Below are 6,777 nucleotides of genomic sequence, written 5' to 3' on the forward strand. Positions count from 1 at the left end.
TTACTGCGGGTTCCCCATGGGGCCCGGCCGTGTGCAGGTCGTTGCGCCGGCGCTACTGCGCGTGCGCGCCCGCGGGTGCGCGGTGGCCGGCCGCACCCCTTCGGGAGCCGCGCTCAGCCCCGGTGGCGCTGCAACACCCTCCGCGTCGCCCGAGCCACCCGCGCCGCGGGCCTCGGTGCCGGACCTGCCCGGTCCCGCCACCACTCCCGCAGCGCCCGCAGGGCTCCCGCGTCCTCCGGTCGCCCGGCCCGCAGCAGATGCCCGGCGAAGTCCAGGGCGTCCCGCCGGTACCCCCCGCCCATCGGACGCACCCGCGCGTACTCCAGGAACAGCTCCCGGTACCCACCCCCGAGGATCACCGGCAGTTCGGGCGCGACCTTCGCCACCACATCCGCCCGCTTCGCCGCGAGTGCCCGCGCCTGCACCCCCATCCGCACCCGGTCGAACCCCTCGGGCACCGGCGTCCCGGCCACCAGCGAGGACAGTACGGCGGCCTGGGCGACACCGACCCGCTCCCGCGCACCGACCGTCGGCCGCGCCGGCACCGCGGCACCCCCGCCCGCCGGGCCGCCGGCGGCGACGGTCCCCGTCCCCCCGCGGGCACGCCCGCGCCCCGCCGTCACCGCCTCCCGGATCACGGCCAGCTCACGCTCCAGCTCGGCGGGTTCCGGGAAGTTCTCGTCCCGTTCCAGCAGGACCCCGGGCGGGGCGGTGCGGGAGGCGAGGTCGGTCAGGATGTCCAGCACCGGGCGCGGCACGGGGTGGGCGTGACTGTCGTGCCAGACGCCGTCGCGCTCGAAGCCGCCCGCGACATGGACGTAGGCGAGCGCCTCCACCGGCAGCGCGGCCAGTGCCTCCGCCGGGGCCTCGCCCCGGTTGACGTGGTTGGTGTGCAGGTTGGCCACGTCGATCAGCAGCCGTACGCCGGTGCGCTCGACCAGCTCGGACAGGAACTGCCCCTCGGTCAGCTCCTCGTCCGGCCAGGCGAACAGCGCGGCGATGTTCTCCAGAGCCAGTGGCACGGGCAGGGCGTCCTGCGCGATGCGCACGTTCTCGCACAGCACGTCGAGTGCGTCCCTGGTGCGCGGCACCGGCAGCAGGTGCCCGGCCTCGAGGCGCGGTGAGGCGGTGAGCGCGCCGCCCGCGCGGACGAACGCGATGTGCTCGGTGACCAGGGGCGAGCCGAGGGCCTCCGCCCGCTCGGCGAGCGCCGTCAGCCGGGCCCCGTCGGGGTGGTCGGCGCCGCCGAGGCCGAGGGAGACGCCGTGCGGGATCACGGTGACCCCGCGCTCGCGCAGCCGCAGCAGCGACTCGGGAAGGTGGCCCGGGCAGACGTTCTCCGCCACGACCTCCACCCAGTCGATGCCCGGCATGCGCTCCACCGCGTCCGCGATCTCCGGCCGCCAGCCGATCCCCGTGCCCAGTCGCCGCATGTCCCACCCCTCCATACGAATGACGGGGGTATGGCCCCGGCGGCCGGGCCCGAATCTCCTCGGAGCGGGTTCAGAGCAACATTTGAGGTTCGGCGCCGGTGCACCACGTGCACGAATCGTCAGGGTCTAGCGCAGCGCGGGGTGAGCCGCGACGACCGTGCAGCTGCCCGGGGCGATCTCCGTGAAACCGGCGTCGCGCACCACCGGCAGGCCGCTGTCCGTCAGCCGCTCCCAGCCGGCGGGGTCCGCCGGGCGGACGGCCAGGGTGAAGCCCGTGTCCCGCCAGGCGGTGCGCTCCGCGTCGGACAGCGCCCACCAGGCCAGCTGGGCGCCGTGCCCGGCCTGGGCCATCGCCTTGCCGGCCGACATCTCCAGCTGCGGGTTCAGCCACAGCACGGGCTGGTCCGGGTCGGCGGGGACGGGCGGCTCCAGGTCGTCCAGGTCGGTGCCGGACACCTGGAGCTTCGCCAGGTCCTTGGGCCAGCCGTCGAGCGGGATCGGCGGGAAGACCCGTACCTCCGCGGCCTTGCCGGTCACCGTGATCCCGGGCAGCGCCTCGGCCCGCCGCCACTCGGCGCCCCGGGCCCGCCGGACGACCTTGCGGATCCGCGCGTCCTCCCAGTTCCGCACGGCCTCGGCCCACTCCCCGTCGCCGTGTGCCCGCTCGTCCCCGAGCAGCACCAGCACCGCCCGGGCGGCCGTCTCCAGCGCGTCGGTACGAGCCGGCGGAGCACCCCGCTCGATCCGCACGACGAGGGGCAGCACGAACTGGGGTGCCTCGTCACGAGGATTGCGCTCGGAGTGGAACGGGCCATCACCAGGGGTCGTCGAAACACGGCTCACACCGGCCAACCCTAAAGGGCACCGGACCGTGCCCGGTCCGCGGCTCCGCAGCGCGGGCGCGACCAGCCACAATGCTCCTATGCAACGTGATCTACGGCTGGCGGGCGTGGGCCGCCGCTACGGCCTGCGCGGCCTGTGGGTGTTACGAGGCGTCGACCTCACCCTCGCCCCCGGCACCCTCACCCGCGTAGAAGGGGCGAACGGCACCGGCAAGTCCACCCTGCTGCGCCTGCTCGCACGGCTCGACGCCCCCAGCGAGGGCCGCATCACCGGCCACCTCCGCACGGCGTACGTCCCCGAGCGCTTCCCGTCGGCGCTCCCCTTCACCCCGCTCGGCTACCTCACCCACCTCGGCACGGTGCACGGGCTCAGCCACCGGACGGCACAACGCGCCGCGGGCACGTGGCTGGAGCGGTTCGGTGCGCTCCCGTACGCCGGCACGCCGATGGCGCAGCTGTCCAAGGGCAGCAGTCAGAAGGTCGCCGTGGCCCAGGCCCTGCTCGGTGATCCGGAACTGCTGGTGCTCGACGAGGCCTGGACCGGCCTGGACGCCGCGGCGCGGGCCGAGCTGGAGCGCGCGGTGGCCGAGCGGACCGCTGCCGGAGGTGCCGTGGTGTTCGTGGACCACGACCCGGGCCGGCTGGCCGGGGCACCGGATGCGACGTACACCGTGCTCCAGGGCCGTCTCGAACGCCGCACCGGCGAAGGGAGTTCACCGGCCGGGCCGCTCACCGTCATCACCGTGCGAGGGCCGGCCGGCGGGCAGCTGCCGCCCGAGGCGGCCCGGACCGTCGCCTCCGCCGAGGAGACCGCCCCCGGCATCCACCGCATCGCCGTCCCCGCCTCCCACTCCGACGTCGTCCTGCGCACCCTGCTCACGGCCCACCCGCCCTGGCACATAGTGAGCCTGACCCCACCCCCGCCCTCGAACCCGCCCCAGCCCGGCGACCCGCCGCCTGCGGCCCCGCCACGACCCCGCGACCTGGCCCCGCTCTGCGATCCGGCGCCGCCCTCCAACCCGGGCCGGCCCCGCGACTTGCCCCAGCCCGGCGACCTGGCGTCGCCCTCCGACCCCGGGAGCCGTCCATGACCGCGCTTCTGCGTTACCAGGCCGACCTGCTGGTGCGTTCCCAGCGCTGGCTGCCGCCGGTGATCCTGTACGTCGCGTTCCTGGGCATCGGCGTGCAGAGCGGCCAGCCCGTTCTCGACTCGCTCGGCTACACGGCCGCCGGCCTGCTCCCGGTGGCCGCCTGGCTGGTGCGGATCTGTGTCACCGGTGAGCCGGACGCCGCCCGCGCCTGTGTCGCCGCGGCGCGCGGGCCCGCCCGGGCGCACCTTGCCTGCCTGCTGACGGCGCTGCTCGCGTCGGTGGCGTTCGGGCTGGTGGCGACCGTGGTGGTGACGCTGATCAGCGATCCGGCGAGCAACGGCCACCGGGTCCACGTGGCCCCGGTGAAGGCCGCCGCGGCCGGGCTGCCGGCCACGCTCACCTGTGCGCTGCTCGGCGCGGCCGTCGGCGCGCTCACCAACCGGCCGCTGCTGCGCTCCACCGGCCGGGCCGTGCCCGCGATGCTGCTGGGCGCGCTGCTCGCGGTGGTGCTCACGGGCTCCCCGGCGCAGGCCGCGGTCCACGGCCTGGTCACCGGTTCGCAGACCGGCCGGGTCCCGGTCCCGCTGCTGCCCCTGGCCGGGGCCGCCCTGCTCACGGCCGCGGCCTTCGCCCTGGCCGCCCGGCTCACCGCCCGCCGCTCACCCTGAGCAGGCGGTGTGCCGGGCTCCCGCCTGCGCCCCCGGTACCCGGTCGGCTCGCGGCACCGTCACCGATGGCCGGACGTCTCCCCGATCAGCTCGGAGACCTTCACGAACCGGTAGCCGCGCTTGAGCAGTTCCGGCACGACCGCGCGGACGACCCGCTCGGTGGTCGGGGCGGCGCTGCGGGTGCAGTGCATGACGACCACCGAGCCGGGCTTGACCCCGTCCAGCACCTGCCGGGTCACGGCGTCGGCGTCCGTGGCGAACGCGTCGCCGCTCACCACGTCCCACTGCACCGCGGTCACCCCGAGTTTGCTCAGCGCGCGCAGCGCCCGCTGGTCGTAACAGCCGCCGGGGAAGCGGAAGTAGGGCAGCGCGTGCTGCACGCCCGCCTTCTGCAGGGAGGCGTACGTCCGCTCCACCTCCGACCCCAGCGTGCCGGGGTCGACGGTGGGCAGGCCGTAGCAGTCCTTCGTGAACGCGTAGTGGCTGTAGGAGTGGTTGGCGACCTCGAACTGCGGGTCGTGGCCGAGGCTGCGCGCCTCGGTCGGGTACTCGTCGGCCCACCGGCCGGTCATGAAGATCGTCGCCGGCACCTTCAGCGCGCGCAGGGTGCCGATGAGATCCGGGTTGTCGAAGTGCTCGCCGGCGGCCGCGCGCGGCCCCTCGTCGGCGGTCATGTCGGCGTCGAAGGTCAGCGCGACGGTCTTGCCCAGGGTGCGGGGGCCGTGCTCGAAGACCGGGGCCAGTCCGCCGGGGCCCGGGGTGAGCACGGGCGGACGTGAGGCGGACGTGGTGGCGGGGGAGGGGGACTTGGCCGGGGCCTGGCGGGCACTGCCCGCCGGGTCCGCGGTACCGCAGGCGGCGAGAGCCGCACCCAGGGCACAGACGGTGGTGATACGGCGTAGTTGTGGGATCACGGTATGAAAATATGACTAACTGACGACTTGTGTGATTATTTGTCCTGCGGTGGGGTGACATGGTCCCCCGCGCGGGCTCCTCCTCGCGCCGTGCGACCCGACGAGGCCTCAGAGGTCCCGCTGCTCCAGCGGCCGCACCGCGGGGCCCTGGATCACCGTGCCGTCGACGGCGAAGCGGGAGCCGTGGCAGGGGCATTCCCAGGCGCGTTCGGCCCGGTTGAAGGAGACCAGACAGCCGAGGTGGGTGCAGCGGGCCGAGACCGCGTGCAGGGCGCCCTCCTCGTCGCGGTGCACCGCGAGCCGCCCGCCCCCCGCCCGGATCACCGCTCCGTCGCCGGGGGCCAGGTCGGCCGCCGAGGCCGGCGGTTTCAGGCGGTCGCCGACGAAGTGCCGGGTCACCTCCGCCTGCGCCTTCAGCAGCGCCGGCGCCTCGCGCACCACCGACTTCAGCCGCCGCGGGTCGTACAGCGCGTGCCAGGCGCAGTCCCGGCCGGTGATCAGCGCGGTCAGCAGCAGCCCGGCCATGATCCCGCCGCTCAGCCCCCAGCCGCCGAAGCCGGTGGCGACCCAGGTGTGCCGGGCGCCCGGGTGGAAGGGGCCGACGAGCGGCACGGTGTCGGTGGAGTCGTTGTCCTGCGTCGCCCAGGCGTGGTCCAGCGCCACCCCGGGGAAGTGTTCCTCGGCCCAGGCGGCCAGCCCCTCGAAGCCGGCCCGCACATCGCCGGTGCCGGGTGTGAAGTGCTCCCCGGTGACGACGAGCAGGCGCTGCCCGTCCGTGCCGTACGGCGCGGTGCGCACCGAGCGGGTGTTCTCCTCCGGGGTGATGTACATGCCCTCGGGGTCCGGGCCCTCGCCCAGCGGGCCCGCCACGACCAGCTCGCGGCGCGGGGAGAGCCGGGCGAACAGCAGGGCCCGGTCGAACACCGGGTAGTGGGTGGCGATCACGACGTCCCGGGCGGTGACCGTGTGGCCCGACTCGGTCGTCAGACGGCAGGGCTCTCCGCCCTCCTGCAGCCCGACGACCCGTGTCTCCTCGTAGAGTTGGCCACCGCGCGCGACGAGGTCGTCGGTGATCGCCTGCAGATACCGGACCGGGTGGAACTGGGCCTGCCCGGTCACCCGCACCGCGCCCGCCACCGGGAACGGCAGCCCGGTCTCCGTGGTGAAGGCCGCCGGCAGCCCCGCCTCCCGCGCCGCGTCCGCCTCCGCCCGCAGCTCGTCCACGCGCGCCCGGTCCCGCACATACGTGTACGCGTCCCGGGTCTCCCACTCGCACGCGATGCCCAGCTCGTCGACCAGCGCCGCCGCGTGCTCGATCGCCTCCGACTGCGAACGGGCGTACAGGCGTGCCCCCTCGGGGCCGCGGGTGCGGCGCAGCCGGTCGTAGACGAGGGTGTGCTGGGCCGTCAGTTTCGCGGTGGTGCAGCCGGTGACCCCGGCCGCCGCCCGCCCGGCCTCCAGCACCGCCACCCGCGACCCGGCCCGGGTCAGCTCGTACGCGGTGCTGAGCCCGGCGATGCCCGCACCGATGACGGCCACGTCGACGTCGAGGTCGCCGGTGAGCGCGGGGCGAGGTGGCGCCGGTGCGGTCCGGAGCCAGTACGAGTCGGTGACGTGCCGCTGCTCCTGCATGGCCGCCGGGTACCCACCCGCGGCGCCTTCAGCGGCGCGCCCGAACAGAGTGAGGGGGGGGGGGGGGGGGGGGGGGGGGGGGGGGGGGGGGGGGGGGGGGGCGGGAGGGGAGGGGGGGGGGGGGGGGGGGGGTCGCCGCCGTGTGTTTCGTGTCTTTGGGTGCTTCTCCTGTTCGTTAGCTAATGGAGGAGCGGCAC

Annotated in this window: 5 protein-coding genes and 1 pseudogene; 2 read left to right on the forward strand and 4 right to left on the reverse strand. The window is 75.4% G+C overall.

Translation table 11 applies throughout. The annotated features are described in order from the left end of the window. Window positions 1-113: 113 nt before the first annotated feature. Together ACZ7HQ_RS07190 and ACZ7HQ_RS07195 are read right to left on the reverse strand one after the other, a co-directional pair. Entirely contained in the window at window positions 114-1,433 is a 1,320-nt protein-coding gene (locus ACZ7HQ_RS07190) for an MbnB/TglH/ChrH family RiPP precursor modification enzyme (RefSeq protein ID WP_470985859.1), read from the reverse strand. A gap of 126 nt (window positions 1,434-1,559) precedes the next feature. After that, window positions 1,560-2,285, reverse strand: a complete 726-nt coding sequence (locus ACZ7HQ_RS07195; RefSeq protein WP_470985862.1) for an aminoacyl-tRNA hydrolase — start codon at window positions 2,283-2,285, stop codon at window positions 1,560-1,562. A gap of 70 nt (window positions 2,286-2,355) precedes the next feature. Between ACZ7HQ_RS07195 and ACZ7HQ_RS07200 the strand changes: the two are divergent. Together ACZ7HQ_RS07200 and ACZ7HQ_RS07205 are read left to right on the forward strand one after the other, a co-directional pair. Then, a pseudogene (locus tag ACZ7HQ_RS07200) lies at window positions 2,356-3,195 on the forward strand (ABC transporter ATP-binding protein); the annotation flags it as partial. Window positions 3,196-3,362: 167 nt separating this feature from the next. After that, on the forward strand, window positions 3,363-4,034 hold the full coding sequence (locus tag ACZ7HQ_RS07205) for an ABC transporter (protein WP_470985865.1): 672 nt from the start codon (window positions 3,363-3,365) through the stop codon (window positions 4,032-4,034). A 59-nt stretch (window positions 4,035-4,093) separates the two neighbouring features. Here ACZ7HQ_RS07205 and ACZ7HQ_RS07210 read toward each other — a convergent pair whose 3' ends face one another. Both ACZ7HQ_RS07210 and ACZ7HQ_RS07215 read right to left on the reverse strand, forming a co-directional pair. Beyond that, window positions 4,094-4,948, reverse strand: a complete 855-nt coding sequence (locus ACZ7HQ_RS07210; RefSeq protein WP_470985868.1) for a polysaccharide deacetylase family protein — start codon at window positions 4,946-4,948, stop codon at window positions 4,094-4,096. Between the two features lie 108 nt (window positions 4,949-5,056). After that, a complete protein-coding gene (locus ACZ7HQ_RS07215) occupies window positions 5,057-6,580 on the reverse strand; it encodes an FAD-dependent oxidoreductase (RefSeq protein ID WP_470985871.1) in 1,524 nt (507 codons plus the stop codon). Between the last annotated feature and the right edge of the window lie 197 nt (window positions 6,581-6,777).

Source organism: Streptomyces sp. NPDC037290 (assembly GCF_055603245.1).

What these genes read in the sequence shown, in the direction of transcription:
- ACZ7HQ_RS07190 (WP_470985859.1), bottom strand. Translation starts at nt 1,433, where the DNA reads ATGCGGCGACTGGGCACGGGGATCGGCTGGCGGCCGGAGATCGCGGAC.
- ACZ7HQ_RS07205 (WP_470985865.1), top strand. Translation starts at nt 3,363, where the DNA reads ATGACCGCGCTTCTGCGTTACCAGGCCGACCTGCTGGTGCGTTCCCAG.
- ACZ7HQ_RS07215 (WP_470985871.1), bottom strand. Translation starts at nt 6,580, where the DNA reads ATGCAGGAGCAGCGGCACGTCACCGACTCGTACTGGCTCCGGACCGCA.